Raw genomic sequence first — 18,011 nt, 5'->3', positions numbered from 1 at the left:
TCACCCGTGCCCGCAGCGCGAGATCACTCCGCGGGCGCGATGCCCTCCGACTCGGCCCACTTCTTGAGCTCGGCCACGGCCTCGTCGTGGTCCAGCGGACCGCGGTCCAGCCGCAGCTCCTTGAGGAACTTCCACGCCTTGCCGACCTGCGGACCCGGCTTGAGGCCGAGCAGCCGCATGATCTCGTTGCCGTCGAGGTCGGGGCGGACCCGGTTGAGGTCCTCCTGCTCCTTCAACGTCGCGATGCGCCGCTCGAGGTCGTCGTACGTCGCCTGCAGCGCGGCCGCCTTCTTGCGGTTGCGCGTGGTCGAGTCGGCGCGCACGAGCTTGTGCAGCCGCGTCAGCAAGTCGCCGGCGTCGGTGACGTAGCGGCGCACGGCCGAATCGGTCCACTCGCCGTTGGCGTAGCCGTGGAAGCGCAGGTGGAGGAACACCAGCTGCGAGACCTGCTCCACGATCTCCTTGGAGAACTTGAGCGCCCGCAAACGCTTGCGCGCCATCCGCGCGCCCACGACCTCGTGGTGGTGGAAGCTCACGCCGCCGCCGGGCAGCAACTCTCGCGTCTCCGGCTTGCCGACGTCGTGCAGCAGCGCGGCCAGCCGCAGCACCAGGTCGGGCTCCGACGCCGGCTCGTGCGTGGTCTCCAGCTCGATCGCCTGCGCCAGCACGGTCAGCGAGTGCTGGTAGACGTCCTTGTGCTGGTGGTGCTCGTCGATCGCCAGGCGCATGCCGGGCAGCTCGGGCAGCACGTGATCGGCCAGGCCCGTGTCCACGAGCAGCTCCAGGCCCGGCCGCGGGTCGGGGGCGAGCATGAGCTTCGACAGCTCCGCCTGCACGCGCTCGGCCGTGATCCGCTCGATCTCGCTCGCCATCGACGTCATCGCCTCGACCACGCGCGGCGCGGCGACGAAGCCGAGCTGCGCGGAGAAGCGGGCGGCGCGCAGCATGCGCAGCGGGTCGTCGGCGAAGGACTCCTGCGGCGTCGCAGGGGTGTCGAGCACCTTCAGCCGCAGCGCGTCCATGCCGTCGTGGGGGTCGATGAACGTCTTAGCCACCAGGTCGATCGCCATCGCGTTGACCGTGAAGTCGCGGCGCAGCAGGTCGCCCTCGATGGTGTCGCCGAAGGTGACCTCGGGGTTGCGCCCGACGCGGTCGTAGCTGTCGGCGCGGAACGTAGTGATCTCGAGCGTGGTGCCCTTCTTGGTGACCCCGACCGTGCCGAACGCGATGCCGACGTCCCACACGGCGTCGCCCCAGTCGCTCACGATCTGCAGCACTCGGTCCGGCCTCGCGTCGGTGGTGAAGTCGAGGTCGCTCGAGAGCCGGCCGAGCAGCGCGTCGCGCACGCTGCCACCGACTAGGTAGAGACTGTGGCCGGCTCGCGCGAACCGCTCCGCCAGCTCGTCGGCCAGGGGGGACACTCGCATCAGTTCCGTCACCGCGTTCTGCTGGGCGACCAGGTTGTTCACTTCATCCCACCATTAGCTGACAACGGGGTGCGGCGTCCACTACTACGGACGCCGTCGGACACGGACACGGAGAGCCAGCGTACCTGGGCAACCGTTTGCTCTAGCATCGCAGCATGCCTGGATCCGCCGGCCGCGCCGGAGCGCCGAAGCCGCGCAGAAGGCGCAGGCGGCAGCGGGGCAGGCGTCTGACCACGGTCGACGAGACCTCGGCCGGCGGACTGGTCGTCGACGTCGAGCGGGAACACGCGGTGCTGATCGGCCGCCTCGACCGGCACGGCAGACTGCTCTGGTCGTTGCCGAAGGGCCACATCGAGGACGGTGAGACGGTGGAGCAGACGGCGATGCGCGAGGTGAAGGAAGAGACGGGCATCTCCGCGCAGGTCCTGCGCCCACTGGGCACCATCGACTACTGGTTCGTGGCCGAACGACGCCGCGTGCACAAGACCGTGCACCACTTCCTGCTCGAGTCGACGGGTGGCGAGCTCTCTGACGAGGACGTCGAGGTCACCGAGGTCGCGTGGGTGCCGCTGGCCGAGCTGGAGACGACGCTGGCCTACGCGGACGAGCGCAAGCTGGTCCGCAAAGCCAAAGAACTTTTCGCGCACGACGAGCGCGCCTGAGAGGGAGCACCCGAGTGAAGCGGCCCGCCGCCTTCTTCCTGTCCCTGCTGGTCTTCGCAGCAGCCGCCCTCCTCGGCGCGCCCGCGCAGGCCCAGGACGCCCCCAGCCCCGAGCCCCCGCGCCTGCGGCTCGACGTCGACCAGCTCAACCCGCGCGTGATCACCACCTCCACGACGACGCTGACCGTGTCCGGCACCGTGACGAACATCGGCGACCGCCGCATCGCCCGTCCGCAGGTGCGGCTTCAGGTCGGCAAGCACCTGACCGGTGACCGCGAGCTGAAGGGCGTGCTGGCCGGCGAGCCGATCCAGGACAGCCCGCTCACCGACTTCACCACGCTCACCGAGTCGCTGGAGCCGGGGCAGACCGCCAAGCTCGACGTCACCGTGCCGCTCACCGGCAAGAGCGCGCTCCAGCTCAGCCGGCCCGGCGTGTACCCGATGCTGGTCAACGTCAACGGCACGCCGGAGTTCGGCGGCCCCGCGCGGCTCGCGGCCGTGAGCGTGCTCATGCCGGTTCTGTCCGCGCCCGGGAAGTCGACGCCGCCGGGCAAGCACGCCGACGTCAGCGTGCTGTGGCCCATCACCGACAGCTCGCCGCACGTGCTGTCGTCCCCGTACGGCGGCCAGCTCACGCTCACCGACGACACCCTCGCAGCCGAGCTGAGCCCCAACGGCCGGCTGCACTCCCTCGTCGCGGCCGCCCGCGCGGCCCAGCAGGCCGACCCGAGCGTCGGCGAGTCCATGTGCTTCGCCGTCGACCCCGACCTGCTGCGCACCGTCAACGCGATGACCGGCGGCTACGTCGTCGCCGGCGCGCCGGGCAAGGGGTCGCAACTGGCGCAGGACTGGCTGGCGCAGCTGCGCACGCTCGTCAACGGCCACTGCGTGATCGCCCTGCCCTTCGCCGACGCCGACCTCACCACACTGGGCAAGGTCCGCTCGGCCACCGGCACGCCCGACACCGGCCTGCTGAGCACGGCACTCAGCGGCGAGGCGACGATCCGCGATCTCCTGCACACGCAGCCGCGCCAGGGCGTGCTCTGGCCCGACGGCACGCCCGACGACCAGGCGCTCACCGCGATGTCGGCCGCCGGCGTGCACACCGTGCTCACCGACGGGTCGAAGCTGCAGGCCGACGTGCCCGTCACCGGCCCCGTCTCGCTGCCGGGCGGACTGCGCGCCCAGCCGATCGACAGCGTCATCGCCGGCGCCATGACGAGTTCCGCGCCCAACCCGCAGACCGCGACCACCGTCGGCGCCGCGACGCAGCCCGCGATCGCGAGCCAGAACGGCCTCGCCGCCATCGCGTTCGAAGCCGGCCTCGGCCGCACCGGCACCGAGCCGGACGCGCAGCTGCTCGTCGCGCCGCCGCGGCGCTGGGACGTGCCGGTGGGCGAGCTCACCGCGTTCCTCCAGCACGTGGGCCTGCTCCTCGGCCCCGGCGGCGTCGCCACCGCCACGCCGCTGTCCGACCTGCTCGACCAGGACACTTCGGGCACGGCGTCGTTCGCGGCCGGCACCCACGACCAGCCGCCGTCGGGGAACGGCGACGTCGCCGACGCGCTGACGGACCTCGACGGCCAGGCCGCCGGTCTGCTCTCGGCCATGCGGGTCGACTCCACGCACCGCGTGCCGCCGGAGGACATCGTCGCGCCGGTGCGCAACGCCCTCGTGCGCGGCGCGTCCACGGCCTACCGCACGCCCTCGGCCGGCACGGCCGGCGCCAACGCCGACGCCGAGCTCGCCGCGATCCGCGACCAGGTGACCGTGGAGCAGCCGAAGCAGACGATCGCGCTCGCGTCCGGTTCGTCACCACTGCCCGTGTTCGTGAGCAACGACCTGCCGGTGGGCATCACCGCGCAGATCGCGCTCAAGAACCAGGTCGGCATCCGCCCCGAGCAGGTGCAGAACTGGTTCTTCCCGGCCAAGGGCGGCAAGAACGAGCTGCTGCAGATCGAGGCCTTGCGCGCCGGCCGCCTCAGCGTCGATGTGTCCTTGACCACCCCGACGGGCACGCAGCTCGGCAGCACGGCGCGCTTCGAGCTGACCTCGACGGAGTACGGCCCGATCACGATCATCATCACCGTCGTCGCTGGTTGTGCCCTGCTCCTTCTGGCGTCGCGGCGGATCTACCGGCGGGTCAAGGAAGGCCGGGCCGCCAGGGCCGAATCGCGCTGAGTCCTCGGGGGACCGGGTATCAGAGGCCGTTCCCGATTACCCTGGGTCGACCGCTGCCACAATGGCAGGGACCCTGGCACCGAGGATTGGGCGCGCGTTGGACAGAGAGCCGGGCTTACCACCCGAGCGTGCGAGTCGTCCTCGGCGCGAGGGTGCGTCTCCTCGTCGCGGCGAACGCACCGAGCAGCCACGCCGCGGCGCCCGCGAAGGCCGGCGCCAGCCGCCGGCCCAGGGCCAGGTGCCGCCCGAACGTCGCCAGCAGCCACCGCCGGCCAACGGCCGCACCCGCCACCTGCCGGTCCCCGCCGAAGAGCGCCCCCAGCGCCCGGCGCCCGAAGAGCGCACAGAGCGGCCGAAGCGCCGCGTACCCCCGCCGCCGCAGCAGGGACAGCCGCGTCAGGCGTCTCGCGCGCAGCCGACCCCGCCGCCGCCCACGCGGCGGCAACCGTTGCCACCGCCCCCGCCGTCGGCTCGGCAGCCTCTGCCGCAGCCGTCCGGACCACCCGTGCCCGCCGGACCACCGCCGTCCGGACCACCGCCGTCCGGACCACCGCCGTCCGGACCACTGCCGCAGCCCTCGGGCCCGCCGTCCGGCCCGCAGCCGCTGCCGGGTCCTGCTTCCGGTCCTCAGCCGCTGCCCCCGGCCCCCGCACCGCACCGCGGCCGCGGCCCGCGTCCCGGCGCGCCGATCCGGCCGTGGCAGGAAGAGGCGCTGCGCGACCCCGAGGCCACCCGCTTCATCCCACGCACTGCCGGCGTCCCCATGGCGGCTTCGCGCTGGCCCGTGGCGGACCCCGACTCGATGCGCCCGTACGACGCGCTGGCCACCCAGGTCATGCCGCGGATCGGCGACGCGCCACTGGTCCGGCCCACCGAACCGGGTTCCACCGGCGAGCAGCCCGTCGCGCCGGCCCAGGCGCCGTCGATCGCGAAGTCGAGCGGCCGGATGGCGATCGCCTCGCTGATCAGCCGCATCACCGGCTTCCTGTGGAAGCTGCTCCTGGTGGCGGCGATCGGCGCGAGCGTGGCCAACGACTCGTTCAACGTCGCCAACACGATGCCGAACATCATCTTCGAGCTGCTGATCGGCGGTGTGCTCACCAGTGTGGTGGTGCCGCTGCTGGTGCGCTCGCAGGACGATCCCGACCACGGCGAGGCCTACTCCCAGCGGCTGCTGACCGTCGGCCTCACGCTGCTGTTGATCGGCACGGTGGTCGCGGTGGTCGCGGCGCCGCTGTTCACCAAGCTCTACGTCGACTCCTCCGGCCAGGCCAGCCCAGGTTTGACCACGGCGTTCGCCTACCTGCTGCTGCCGGAGATCTTCTTCTACGGCGTGTTCGCGCTGCTGTCGGCGATGCTCAACGCGAAGCACATCTTCGGCCCCACTGCGTGGGCGCCGGTGATCAACAACCTGGTGGTCATCTTCACGATCCTGGTCGTGTGGGTGATGCCCGGCTCGATCGACGTGGACCACCCGTCGATCACCGACCCGCGGGTACTGACGCTGGGCCTCGGCGTGACCGGCGGCATCGTCGCGCAGGCGATCATCCTCGTCCCGCCGCTGCTGCGCAGTGGTTTCCGGCCGCGCTGGCGCTGGGGTCTGGACAAGCGGATGAAGGAGTTCGGCGGGCTGGCCCTGTGGGTCGTCGGGTACGTCGCGGTGAGCCAGGTCGGCTACACGATCACCACCCGCGTGCTCACCCACGGCACCCCCGGCGGCGTCACGGCTTACACGAACGCGTGGCTGCTGTTCCAGCTGCCCTACGGCGTCATTGGCGTCTCGCTGCTCACCGCGATCATGCCGCGGATGAGCCGCGCGGCCGCCGACGGCGACAGCAAGAAGCTCATCGGCGACCTGTCCTACGCGTCGCGGATCTCCACCGTGACACTGCTGCCGATCTCCGCGGTGATGACCATCGTCGGCACGTCGATCGGCCTCGCGCTGTTCACGATGGGCAAGGGCTCGGCCGAAGGCGCCGAGCGGCTCGGTGAGGCGCTGGCCGTCTCGTCGTTCGCGCTGCTGCCGTACGCACTGGTCCAGCTGCAGATGCGCGTGTTCTACGCGATGAAGGACGCCCGCACGCCGACGTTGATCATGATCGTGATGACGCTGGTCAAAGTGCCACTGCTGTACCTGTGCCCGGTGCTGCTTTCATCCGACAACGTGGTGCTCGGCGTGATGATGGTCAACGGCCTCACCTACGTCGTCGGCGCGGTCCTCGGCCAGGTCTGGCTCTGGGTCACGCTGGGCAACCTGCGCAGCAAGCGCATCATCGGGGTGATCCTCTTCACCGTCGTGGCGTGCGTGCTCGGCGTGGCCGCCGCGTACGTCGCGGGGCTGATCGTGCCGTCGTCTATCGGGCCGACTTTGCAGGCCTGGATCAAGCTCTTCCTGCAGGGGATCGTGGGCATCGGCGTCTCGTTCGGCGTGCTCATGGCCCTGAAGGTGGAGGAGCTGAAGCCGGCCACGTCGAGGATCACCCGATTGATCAAGCGCGGGTAACGATTGATTCACGACTGACGACGCTTCCTCCAGACCTGATCCGGGTACCCTCGGGGCGGGAGCGCGACGCGGGAGAGAAGCGGTGGACACGAGACGGAGCGAACAGGCAGGGGAGGCCAACCGTGCGGGCATTCGTGCCCAGGGCGGTTCGCTGGCCCCGGGCCGGGTCGTCGGCGACGGCCGGTACCGCCTGCTCGCGCAGTTCGGGGTGGACGAACGAGCCGCCGCGCACCTGTGGCGGGCACGCGATGGGCAGCTCAAGCGCGATGTCGCGCTGACGCTGCTGGTCGGTGATCCGGCGGATCCGGAGGCCGCGAGGCTGGCCCGGCGAACGCTGGAGCGCGCGGCGCACGCATCCAAATTCGGCCACGGCGGGGTCGCGCGGGTGCTCGACGTGCTGAGCCTCGGCAGTGGCGTGACCTCGAACGAGGGACTTCTCGGCGTTGTCGTCGCGGAGTGGACCAAGGGCAGCGACCTGGTGGACCTGGTCGCGCAGCGGCCCGTGGCGCCGGCCGCGGCCGCGCGCATGGTGCAGGCGCTCGCCGAAGCGGTGGAACACGCGCACCAGAACGGCCTGGTCCTCGGTCTGGACCACCCCCAGCGGCTGCGCCTGACGCCCAACGGCGCGTTGAAGCTGGCGTTCCCCGGCCCGCTGCCGGACGCGACGCTGCGCGACGACGTCAAGGCCCTCGGCGCCGTCCTGTACCTCCTGCTCACCGGACGCTGGGCGCTGCCGGGCGGGCCGCCCGCGGTCCCTGCGGCGCCGTTGACCCCGCAGGGCCACGTCGTGCCGCCGCGGACGCTGGTCCCGGCCGTGCCGCCCGAGCTGTCCTCGCTGGCGGTACGAACGATTGAAGACGGTGGCAACGGCGGGATCCGCACGAGCTCGGCCATCCTCCGTGTGCTCGACCAGGCCGCCGAGGCCGAGGAGCGCACGCAGCTGATCAAGGCCGTCGGCGACGGCGCTCCCGCCGAGGCAGACGGCACGATCTGGACCACGAAGAAGCCGGTGAAGGACGTCGCGCGGCGGCGGAAGCTGGCGTTCGGCGTGACCGTGCTGGTGGTCGCCACCGTGTTGATCCTGGCGTGGGGCGGGTTGATGCTGATCAACCTGTTCCAGGGCGACTCCAAGGCGAGCGGTCCGACGATCAACGTCGCGGCGCCCACGTCGAGCGCCGCGCCGCCGCCCGCGAACTCGGCGGCGCCCCCGCCGTCGTCACCGGCCGCGCCGAAGCTCGGCCACGCGGTGGAGCCGAAGGCGGCCACGATCTACAACCCCGAGGGCTCGGGCGACAACTCCAGCCGGGTGAAGAACACGATCGACGGCGACCCGGGCACGGTCTGGCGCACCGACCAGTACCAGCAGCAGCTGCCGACGCTGAAGCCCGGCGTCGGATTCGTGGTGCAGTTCGACGACCCGGTGAAGCTCGCGCAGGTGAAGATCGCGGCCGACAGCCCCGGCACGAAGATCGAGATCCGTTCGGCCGACAGCAAGAACCCGAAGCTGGACGACACCAAGGTGGTCGGCACCGGTGACCTCAACGGCACCGACACGACGATCGACCTCCAGACGCCGACGGAGAGCCAGTACTTCGTCGTGTGGATCACCCAGCTGGGCGACGACAGCGAGGGCGGCTTCATCAGCGAGATCGGAGACGTGAGCTTCCTGCCTGCGGGGTGATCGACATCTCCCACTCAGTAGGCTCTGCCGGGTGACGGCTGCAGCTCCCACGGACGCGGATCTCATAGCGGCGCACGCCGCCGGGGACCCGCATGCGTTCAGCGAACTCGTCCGGCGGCACCGTGATCGTCTGTGGGCGGTGGCCCTGCGGACACTGCGTGATCCGGAGGAAGCCGCCGACGCGTTGCAGGAGGCGTTCATCTCGGCCTTTCGCGCGGCGCGCAACTTCCGCGCCGAGTCGCAGGTGACCACGTGGCTGCACCGAATCGTCGTCAACGCGTGCCTCGACCGCATCCGGCGCAAGCAGGCGCGTCCCACCGTTCCCCTGCCCGAGGCCGGCTTCAACGAGCCGGCCTCACCGCGCGACTCGATGTCCGAGAAGGAGACGAGCCTGCTCGTGCGCGAGGCGCTGGAGCAGCTGCCCGAGGAGCAACGCGCGCCGATCCTGCTCGTCGACGTCGAGGGCTACTCCGTGGCCGAGACGGCGAAGATGCTCGGCATCGCGGAGGGCACGGTCAAGAGCCGCTGCGCGCGAGGAAGGGGCAAACTCGCGAAGGTTCTGGGGCACCTGCGGAACCCGGATGCGAATGCGAACGTCCCAACTCACGAAAGCAAACGCAGGAGCGCCACTTCGGACGGGTCCCGGAGTGCCGGGCGAGCCGACCGCTCGCCGGGGAACGGGGAGGCACGATGACGGACGAGAGTCGGGAGGTCGGCGGGACCGTCGGTCCGCCTTGGTCTGTCGACGTGCTGGCCGACCTCCACGCCGGCGTGCTGGACGAACACGAGGCGGCACGGCTTTGGCCGCGGGTGCAGGCGGACCCCGAAGCGCGCGCGATCGTCGAAGCCCTCGAGGCGACCACGGCCGACCTGGCGGCTCTGGCTCACGAGCCGGCGCCGCCGATGCCGGCCGAGTTCGCCGCGCGGATCGACCAGGCGCTCGCCGCGGAAGCCGCGTCCCGGCAGGCCGCCCCCTTTCCGTCATCCGGCTCCGCTCCGGCACCGGCATCGGTTGAGCCCGGCGTGGCGCCCGTGGTGGGCCTCGCGGCAGCACGGCGGCGGCGGAACAAGCGGCTCGGCTGGGGCGCGGGGATCCTGACGGCGGCCGCGGCGGCGATCGTCGCGATCGCCGTGACGGTGCCCGGCCCGGCCCAGGAAACCGGTACCGGCGTGGCCGCTCCCGCGCCGGTGGGACCGTCGGTGGGCAGCGACGGCAGCGGGGCCGAAGCGTTGCTGGGCGGAGCCATGGGCGTACGCGACTTCGGGCCGCTTCAGGACGAGCAGCGCCTCGACGCGTGTGTCAGCGCGGCCGGTCTGGACCCGGACGTGCGGCCGGAGGGCATCCGGCCGGTGACCGTCGACGGCAAGCCGGGCGTGCTCGTCATCTACACGACGGGTCAGCTCGCGCAGTTCCGCCTGGTGGCCTTCGGGGCCGACTGCGGGCCGGGTCACGCCGACAAGCTGTTCGACAAGGTCGTCGGCAAGAAATAACCGCTGGTCGGGACGGGCGAGTAGCGGCCGTCACCGTCGGGAACACCGCCACCTACGATCGTGTTGAGACCAGAGCACAGGTCACTACGAGCGGAGGTTCACGGGTGGCTGCCGAGGAAATCAGGAACCTGATCATCGTCGGGTCGGGTCCCGCCGGTTACACGGCCGCGGTCTACGCGGCTCGCGCGCAGCTCGAACCGTTGGTGTTCGAGGGCACGCAGTTCGGTGGTGCGCTGATGACGACCACGGAGGTCGAGAACTTCCCCGGCTTCCGCGACGGCATCCAGGGCCCGGACCTGATGGAAGAGATGCGCAAGCAGGCCGAGCGTTTCGGCGCCGAGCTGCGCGCGGAGGACGTCGAGTCGCTGGAGCTGACGGGCGACGTCAAGTACGTGGTCGCGAACGGCAAGCGGTATGGCGCGCGCGCGGTCGTCCTCGCGATGGGCGCTGCGGCGCGCTATCTGAACGTGCCCGGTGAGCAGGACCTGCTCGGCCGCGGTGTGTCGGCCTGTGCGACCTGTGACGGCTTCTTCTTCCGCGACCACGACATCGCAGTGGCCGGCGGTGGTGACTCCGCGATGGAGGAGGCGACCTTCCTGACGAAGTTCGCCAAGTCCGTCACGATCGTGCACCGCCGTGACGAGTTCCGCGCGTCCAAGATCATGCTCGAGCGCGCCCGCGCGAACGACAAGATCAAGTGGCAGCTGAACTCCCAGATCACCGGGGTGGAAGGCGACGGCACCGTCAAGGGTCTGAAGGTCACGGACACCAAGACCGGCGACGAGAAGACACTGGACGTCACCGGTTTCTTCGTCGCGATCGGCCACGACCCGCGCAGCGCTCTCGTGCGCGGCCAGGTCGACCTCGACGAGGACGGCTACGTGGTGACGCAGGGGCGCACGTCCTACACGAACGTGCCGGGCGTCTTCGCGGCCGGTGACCTCGTGGACCGCACCTACCGTCAGGCCATCACGGCGGCGGGTTCCGGGTGCAGCGCTGCCATCGACGCGGAACGATGGCTGGCGGAGCACGGCGACGAGAACGCCCACGAGGCGTCCGAGCTGGTCGGCGGCGGCTACGGCGCCGGCACCCACTGACTTTTCGATACCGACCACCCGAAGGAGAAACCATGGGCAACAACACCGTCAAGGTGACCGACAAGTCGTTCGTGGACGACGTCCTGACCAGCGAGAAGCCGGTCCTCGTCGACTTCTGGGCGACCTGGTGCGGGCCTTGTAAGATGGTCGCCCCGGTACTCGAGGAGATCGCGGCCGAGAACGGCGAGAAGCTGACCGTCGCGAAGCTCGACATCGACGAGAACCCGAACACGGCGCGTGACTACCAGGTGATGTCCATCCCGACCCTGATCCTGTTCCAGGGTGGCAAGCCGGTGAAGCAGATCGTCGGCGCGAAGCCGAAGGCGGCTCTGCTGTCCGACCTGAAGGACGTCCTCTGATCGAGGCCGCGCTGTCCAGCTGCTGAGAACCCGGGCCTGCGAGAATCGCCTCGCGGGCCCGGGTTCTCGCACGTTCGGGCGAAGTGTCCGTGGCCATGATCACGCAGGTGCACGGGCGTGTCCGTCCTGCGGCGGCTTGCGCTCTCGCGGGGCACACCAACCGGGCCTGCGCGCTCACCGAGAGTTCACAGGGCACAATAGGTGCCTGGGCTTACCACCCACACAGGTTTTCTGTTTTCGCATCGAGCCGGTTTCGGTGCCCTAGGAAGAGCGAGGAGTGCATGCGGGTACTCCGCCGCGGTGACGCCGGTCCGGACGTCGCCGAGATCAGGTCGATCCTTGCCGGGATGGACCTGCTCCCGCCGGTGGCGGGGACCGAGCAGTACGGCACCTTCGACGCCGCCGTCGAGCACGCCGTGCGGGCCTTCCAGCAGCGTCGTGGGCTGATCACCGATGGGGTGGTCGGCCCCGCCACGTTCCAGGCGATGAAAGGCGCGAGCTTCCACCTGGGGAGCCGTCCGCTGCAGTACATGCTGTCCTCGCCCGTCCAGGGCGACGACGTCTTCGCGCTGCAGGAGCGCCTCACCGAGCTCGGCTTCGACGCCGGCCGCCCCGACGGCTACTTCGGCCCCCAGACCGAACGCGCCCTGCGCACCTTCCAGCGCGACATGCGCCTCGAGCCCGACGGCATCTGCGGCCCGGCCACCATCCGCGAGCTGCACCGGCTTTCGTCGCCCCGCGCCCGCGGCGGCCGCCCCGTCTTCCTGCGCGAACAGGAACAGGTCCGCCAGGCCGGCCCCCGCCTGCGCGGCAAGCGCATCGTCATCGACCCCGGCCACGGCGGCGAAGACCTCGGCGTGGTCGCCGGCGGCCTGCGCGAAGCCGACATCGCCTGGGACCTCGCCCGGCGGCTGGAAGGCCGCATGCAGGCCACCGGCATGGAAGCCCTGATCTCGCGCGGCCCCAACCACAGCCCCACGGACTTCGAACGCGCCCGCTTCGCCAACGACGCCGGCGCGGACCTGTTCCTGTCGCTCCACAGCGACAGCAACCCCAGCCCCCGCGCCCAGGGCATCGCCAGCTTCCACTTCGGCACCGGCAACGGCACGACCTCGACGGTCGGCGAACTCCTCGCGGGCTTCATCCAGCGCGAGGTCGTGGCCCGCACGGGTCTGCGCGACTGCCGCACCCACTACAAGACGTGGGAAATCTTCACCCGCACGCGCTGCCCCGCCGTCCGCGTCGAGATCGGCTACCTCACCAACCCGGACGACAGCCGCAAACTCGCCGACCCCGCCTTCCGCGACATCGTCGCCGAGGGCATCCTCATCGCCGTCAAACGCCTGTACCTGCTGGGCGAAGGCGACCAACCCACGGGCACCTTCACCTTCGCCGACGTGCTGGCGCACGAGCTGGCCAAGGCTGAGTAGGTCCGTTTTCTGCTTCACAACCCCCGCATCTTCGCGACGTGAGCCGGGCCCTCCTTCCCGAGGCCCGGCTCACGTCTTTCCTTGCCACTCCGTCGGCAACGGCGGGATCTGGCGCTCGAACGCATCCGCCACCGACCCCCGCGCAGCCCGCTGTTACGAAGGCGGGCCGTCCGACCTCAACGCCGCCCGAACCGTGTTCCGCGCGATCCCCAACCGCCGCGCGATCCCCAACCGCCGGGCAACCTCCTTGATCGGCACGCCCTCAGCCCGAGGCGTATCTCCGCCCAGTCTGTTCGACACCCTCCTGCCCCAGAGAGGGTCAACTTTCGGAGGCCTCGCGGGCTCAGTCTTCACGAGTCGTCGGCACCCCTGGCCTCCCGTTCTCGATCCACAACCCATGACTCCCGTCGACTCGGTCGCTACTCGCCCTTTTCTCAACCACAACTCGTGATTCCCACTGGCTCGGTCGTCTCCCGTTGCCCTCGACCGCTGGCCGCTGGCCTCGCAAACGCCTTCCGACCTCGGGCCGTTGGCCCCGGGCCAGTCGCGTGGTCGCCGCTCGCCGCTCTGGTCACCGGTTCCAGCAGCCGGCACCGACGGCTTGCGTCGGCCGCGTGCCGCCGACCCGAGGCTGCCGGCCAGTTCTAGCCACCCGCCAGGACCCAGCCGCCGAGCCCCGATCTCCGGCTGAGTTCTGAACTACTACGACGGCGCCGTCACCGGTTGCGGCGAGTCGCGCCGGCGCGACGATGCTGATCGGCACGCCCGCGATGTGGTGGCTCGCGCTGCCGATTACCAACCACTGATCGCGGCTTTCCTCGGCTCGCCACGAATCACCGAGGTGTGGGCTACCAAGCCAAGTTCCGATCGCTGGTCGCCGATCGCTGCCCGGCCAGTGGACTCAGCTCTCCGGACTCAGCCCCGGTCACCACCACCGGCCACGACCTCGGACGACAGAAGCCCTATCGCTTTCCACCGTCCAGGCCGCCGAGCTCTTGCGGCCGACCACGGGCGTCGGCCGCGATCGCTGCGGGCTGGGCACCGGTTCGCCGGGCAATCCCACCGATTTCTGCAACCAAGCCACTGTCGGGCCGACGCTGGGCACGTACTCTGCAGCGCCGGGCGTCGCCACCAAGGACTACACCCACTCACTACTGCGCCCAGGCGCAAGCCCTGCCATCGGACTAGTTCCCGCTCAACAGCCGGTGCACTGGGTCCGGCTTCCGTTCACCAGCCCTGAACTCTCGCCAATCCTCGATGCTCAGCAGTGCACCAATCGCAGACCGTCCGCTGCCGGGCCGCACCACTCATCGCCGAGGCCGGTCGCCGCTGGACAGAGACCCGAGCCTGGTTCCGACCGCTGCCGGGCCGCTCCACTCGTCGCCGAGGCCGGTCGCCGCTGGGCAGAGACCCGGGCCTGGTTCCGACCGCTGCCCAGCGAGCTTCGATCAGCACTCGTTGGTCGATGGTCGCGCAGGCCGATCCGCTGATCGGCGCCCAGTGCATGCCGAGGCCTTGCCGAGAGACCGGCTCCCCAGGTTTGTAGGTACGTACCTTGATCGCTGGCCGTTGCGCGCGGGTTGCCAACTCACACCGTCGCAGTCGACGGCTCCACGGGCCGCGAGGAGTCAGCCGTCAGAATGGGTCAGCGCCGTTCGGCAGCCCCTGGCTTGGTGCCGCAGTTCCACAGCCCCTGCGTTGGTGCCGCCGTTGGGCCCCGGTCGGCGCCTTTCGCACTCGAAGTCGCCAAAGTCAGGTCATCCGGGAGCGGCCGAACGTCGCCGCCTCATGCCGCCGATCCGCTGCCGCTCCAGCCGAGGGCGCGCAGCCCACTTGAAGCTCATCGCCGATCCCGAGCTCTACCCACCACACCCAACCCGACCAACCCACCGCCACCGCAGCCTCGCGCCCCCGCGTCCGCCCAGCTCCGCTCCCGGCCGTAGCACCTTCGGTGGGCTTACCCACAACCACTCTGGGTAGTCACTCACATCCATCGCAACCAGCCGCACTCAAGGCGTGACCCACCGCCCACCGTTGGCGCCCTGTGCACAACTGCGGCCCGAACCTCACCCCAAGCGGTGCACGGACCAACCCGGCTGGAGTAGTCCACCGCCAACCCCGCAACCGGAGCCACGCAACCGCTTCGACCGCCCCAGCCGACCGCCACAACCCATTGCGCCCGCCCCACCGGGGACACACCACACCTTGGGGCAGCCCCCGCCCTCCTCGGGGGGCGTCCCCAGATCCAGTCTACTCATCCACAGGTTTTCCACGGCGTCTATCAGGGATCTGTGGATAACTCGGGGTTTCTTCCACAGTTGTGCACAGCTGGGAAAATCGGGTATTTCGGGCTGGGTAACACCGTGGTAAGCGGGCGTCGCGAAGATCTTTCGGGGGGTGTGTCGAAGGGGTGGGGTCGGTGGCGACGTTCGGGGTGACCGGACAAGGAGGGCTGCCATGGGTGGCACGAAGTTGACCTCGGACGATGCGGTGCGTACGGCAACCGGGCGAGGGTTCGGCGAGTGGGGTGAGGTGCTCGACGCGTGGGGAGCGCGTGGTCAGGGCCACGGGCAGATCGTCGGCCGGCTCGTCGAGGAGCACCGGTTGGGCAATTGGTGGGCACAGACAGTGACCGTCGAGTACGAGCGGTCCCGGGGATTGCGGCCGCGCAACGGGGGTCGGGACGGGCTGTTCACGGTGAATGCGAGCCGGACGATCAAGGCGAGTGTCGACGATGTCTACAAAACCGTGGCCGAGCCGGCCGCGAGGGAAGAGTGGCTCGACAGCGATCAGCTCACAATCAGAACGACGCAACGGAACAAGTCGGCGCGGTTCGACTGGGGCGACGGGACTACGCGGGTCAACGTCGGGTTTGTCGACAAAGGCACGAAGACTCAGATCGCCCTGGCGCACGAGCGCATTGTCGACGAAGAGACAGCCAACGACCTCAAGGCCTACTGGCGCGACAGCCTCACCAAGCTCAAGAAGCAGCTCGAGAGCAGCTGATCAGGCCCGCCCGAGACTCGGCTCCGCGGTCGTGATCGTCACCTGGCCGAGCAGCCGCTCCAACGCCGCCTCGACGTCTTCCTTCCAGGTGATCGCCGAACGCAGCTCCAGCCGCAGCCGCGGCCACTTCGAGTGCGGCCGCACCGTCTTGAAGCCGACGCTCTGCAGGAAAGCCGCCGGCAGCACGCACGTATGCTGGCCCATCGGGTCTACCTCGTCGGGCACGGCGTCGCCGAAAGCCTCGATGGCGCGGACGCCGCGTTTGGTCAGGTCCTTCGCCACGGCCTGCACGAGCATCCGGCCGAGGCCGCCGCCGCGGAACTCCGGCAGGACCTGGAACGCGGTGAGCAGCACGGCGTCGGCGCTGGGCGGCGACGTGGGGAAGGCCAAGGAGCGCGGCACGGCGTTCGGCGGCGCGTACAGCACGAAGCCGACCGGCAGCGTGTCGCTGTAGACGATGCGGCCGCAGGAGCCCCACTCCAGCAGCACGCTGGAGACCCAGGCTTCCTTCTCGACCTCGGTGGAGCCGAACTCCTCTGCCTGGGCCTTGAGGTGCGGCGCGAGCTCCCAGTAGACGCACCGACGGCAGCTCTTGGGCAGGTCTTCGAGGTTGTCGAGTGTGACGCCCACCACGCGACGTGACACCTGAACCTCCCCGAATCCCTCACGCCCGGCATCCGTTCCCCGCAAGAGCGCAGGAACGACCGGAAGAGCCACTCGAAGAATAGGACGATGTGATGAGCGCCGGAAGAGCGGGGACCAGGAAGAGGCCCTGGTTACACTCGATGGATCTACCCGCAGGTACCACCGAGCCCTCAGGTGTGTCGATGACCGAGAACCGCCCCGTCAAGCCGCAAGCCGGCCGCCACAATCTCGACCCTCACCTCGACCGGTACGCAGCGCGCACCGCCGGGATGACCGCTTCGGAGATCCGGGCCCTCTTCGCGGTGGCGAGCCGGCCCGAGGTCGTGTCGCTCGCCGGAGGCATGCCGAACCTCGCCGCGCTGCCGCTGGACACGCTGTCGGCGCAGGTGGCGGAGATCATCGCCGACGAAGGTCTCGTGGCACTGCAGTACGGGTCGGCCCACGGCATCCCCACGCTGCGCGACCAGATCTGCGAAATCATGGCTCTCGAGGGCATCAAGGCGCACCCGGACGACGTCGTCGTCACCGTCGGTTCGCAGATGGGCCTCGACATGGTCACTCGCCTGTTCTGCGATCCCGGTGACATCGTGATCGCCGAAGGCCCTTCGTACGTCGGCGCGCTCGGCTCGTTCGCGGCGTACCAGGCGAAGGTCGTGCACGTCGCGATGGACGACCAAGGGCTCGTGCCCGACGGGCTGCGCGAGGCGCTGCGACAGGCCGAGAAGACGGGCCGGCGCGTCAAGTTCCTTTACACCATCCCGAATTTCCACAACCCCGCCGGCGTCACGCTCGCTGTGGAACGCCGTGCGGAGATCGTGGAGATCTGCCGCGAGCACGGTGTGCTGATCGTCGAGGACAACCCGTACGGGCTGCTCGGCTTCGACGGCCAGACCTACCCGGCGCTGCGCTCGCTCGACCCCGACAACGTCGTGTACCTCGGCTCGTTCTCGAAGACGTTCGCCTCCGGCCTGCGCGTCGGCTGGGTGCTCGCGCCGCACGCCGTGCGCGAAAAGCTTGTGCTGGCGGCGGAATCCGCGACGCTGTGCCCGCCCACGTTCAACCAGATGATCGTCTCGCGCTACCTCGCGACGCACGATTGGAAGGGCCAGATCAAGAAGTTCCGCGAGAACTACCGCGAGCGCCGCGACGCGATGATCTCGGCGCTGAACCAGTACCTGCCGCCGGGCTGCTCGTGGACGATGCCCGAAGGCGGCTTCTACGTGTGGGTCACTGTGCCGGAAGGTGTTGATACCAAAGCGATGTTGCCGCGTGCGGTCACCGCGCGCGTGGCATACGCGTCGGGTACCGGTTTCTACGCCGACGGTTACGGCTCGCGCCAGATGCGCCTGTCGTACTGCTACCCGACGCCCGAACGGATCCGCGAAGGCGTGCGCCGGCTCGCGGCGGTGCTGGAGTCCGAAATGGATCTCAGCCGCACCTTCGGTAGCGTGAAGGCACGCACCATCTCGGGGCCCGAAACCCCGTCGCCGGACACGGTCTGACCGGTCCGCAGCAAAACCTAAGGAGTTC

Annotated in this window: 14 protein-coding genes; 11 read left to right on the top strand and 3 right to left on the bottom strand. The window is 70.1% G+C overall.

Features of this window, described 5'->3' with window-relative positions; translation table 11 throughout:
- Window positions 1–23: 23 nt before the first annotated feature.
- Window positions 24–1,469 carry a CCA tRNA nucleotidyltransferase gene (locus tag AB0383_RS01735; RefSeq protein ID WP_366184479.1) on the bottom strand — a complete coding sequence of 482 codons (1,446 nt, stop codon included), beginning with the start codon at window positions 1,467–1,469 and terminating at the stop codon, window positions 24–26.
- A 113-nt stretch (window positions 1,470–1,582) separates the two neighbouring features.
- On the opposite strand from AB0383_RS01735, the gene AB0383_RS01730 reads away from it, so the two are divergent.
- Window positions 1,583–2,089: an NUDIX hydrolase gene (locus AB0383_RS01730; RefSeq protein ID WP_364169087.1), complete on the top strand. Its 507-nt coding sequence runs from the start codon at window positions 1,583–1,585 to the stop codon at window positions 2,087–2,089.
- Between the two features lie 14 nt (window positions 2,090–2,103).
- The gene (locus tag AB0383_RS01725) at window positions 2,104–4,269 is read left to right on the top strand and encodes a DUF6049 family protein (protein WP_366184477.1); all 2,166 of its coding nucleotides are present in this window, start codon (window positions 2,104–2,106) and stop codon (window positions 4,267–4,269) included.
- A gap of 115 nt (window positions 4,270–4,384) precedes the next feature.
- On the opposite strand, the gene AB0383_RS01720 is transcribed toward AB0383_RS01725, so the two are convergent.
- Window positions 4,385–4,561 (bottom strand): hypothetical protein, encoded by a 177-nt coding sequence (locus AB0383_RS01720; protein ID WP_366184475.1) that lies wholly within the window; start codon window positions 4,559–4,561, stop codon window positions 4,385–4,387.
- A gap of 471 nt (window positions 4,562–5,032) precedes the next feature.
- On the opposite strand from AB0383_RS01720, the gene murJ reads away from it, so the two are divergent.
- The 8 genes from murJ (at window position 5,033) to AB0383_RS01680 (ending at window position 15,836) form a co-directional block, all read left to right on the top strand.
- A complete protein-coding gene (gene murJ, locus AB0383_RS01715) occupies window positions 5,033–6,772 on the top strand; it encodes a murein biosynthesis integral membrane protein MurJ (protein WP_366184879.1) in 1,740 nt (579 codons plus the stop codon).
- Window positions 6,773–6,854: 82 nt separating this feature from the next.
- A complete protein-coding gene (locus tag AB0383_RS01710; protein ID WP_366184473.1) occupies window positions 6,855–8,453 on the top strand; it encodes a protein kinase family protein in 1,599 nt (532 codons plus the stop codon).
- Between the two features lie 31 nt (window positions 8,454–8,484).
- Window positions 8,485–9,147, top strand: coding sequence for an RNA polymerase sigma factor SigM (gene sigM, locus AB0383_RS01705; RefSeq protein ID WP_366184471.1), 663 nt, complete (start codon window positions 8,485–8,487; stop codon window positions 9,145–9,147).
- Window positions 9,144–9,944 (top strand): hypothetical protein, encoded by an 801-nt coding sequence (locus AB0383_RS01700; RefSeq protein ID WP_366184469.1) that lies wholly within the window; start codon window positions 9,144–9,146, stop codon window positions 9,942–9,944. The genes sigM and AB0383_RS01700 overlap by 4 nt, the downstream gene beginning before the upstream one ends.
- A 104-nt stretch (window positions 9,945–10,048) precedes the next feature.
- Window positions 10,049–11,041 (top strand): thioredoxin-disulfide reductase, encoded by a 993-nt coding sequence (gene trxB, locus AB0383_RS01695; RefSeq protein ID WP_366184467.1) that lies wholly within the window; start codon window positions 10,049–10,051, stop codon window positions 11,039–11,041.
- A 32-nt stretch (window positions 11,042–11,073) separates the two neighbouring features.
- Window positions 11,074–11,400, top strand: a complete 327-nt coding sequence (gene trxA, locus AB0383_RS01690; protein WP_220240252.1) for a thioredoxin — start codon at window positions 11,074–11,076, stop codon at window positions 11,398–11,400.
- Between the two features lie 281 nt (window positions 11,401–11,681).
- A complete protein-coding gene (locus AB0383_RS01685; RefSeq protein WP_360609046.1) occupies window positions 11,682–12,830 on the top strand; it encodes an N-acetylmuramoyl-L-alanine amidase in 1,149 nt (382 codons plus the stop codon).
- Window positions 12,831–15,287: 2,457 nt separating this feature from the next.
- On the top strand, window positions 15,288–15,836 hold the full coding sequence (locus tag AB0383_RS01680; RefSeq protein ID WP_366184464.1) for a hypothetical protein: 549 nt from the start codon (window positions 15,288–15,290) through the stop codon (window positions 15,834–15,836).
- Here AB0383_RS01680 and AB0383_RS01675 read toward each other — a convergent pair whose 3' ends face one another.
- Window positions 15,837–16,481: a GNAT family N-acetyltransferase gene (locus tag AB0383_RS01675; protein ID WP_364169065.1), complete on the bottom strand. Its 645-nt coding sequence runs from the start codon at window positions 16,479–16,481 to the stop codon at window positions 15,837–15,839.
- 182 nt (window positions 16,482–16,663) lie between these two features.
- Between AB0383_RS01675 and AB0383_RS01670 the strand changes: the two genes are divergently transcribed.
- Complete coding sequence (locus AB0383_RS01670) at window positions 16,664–17,983, top strand: PLP-dependent aminotransferase family protein (RefSeq protein ID WP_366184462.1); 1,320 nt, start codon at window positions 16,664–16,666, stop codon at window positions 17,981–17,983.
- The last annotated feature ends 28 nt before the right edge of the window (window positions 17,984–18,011 follow it).

Origin of the sequence: Amycolatopsis sp. NPDC051373 (assembly GCF_040689465.1) — a bacterium.
In the GTDB taxonomy this organism is placed as follows: domain Bacteria; phylum Actinomycetota; class Actinomycetes; order Mycobacteriales; family Pseudonocardiaceae; genus Amycolatopsis.
The sequence above is the reverse complement of the archived record's forward strand: the minus strand, read 5'-3'. Positions and strand labels throughout refer to the sequence as shown.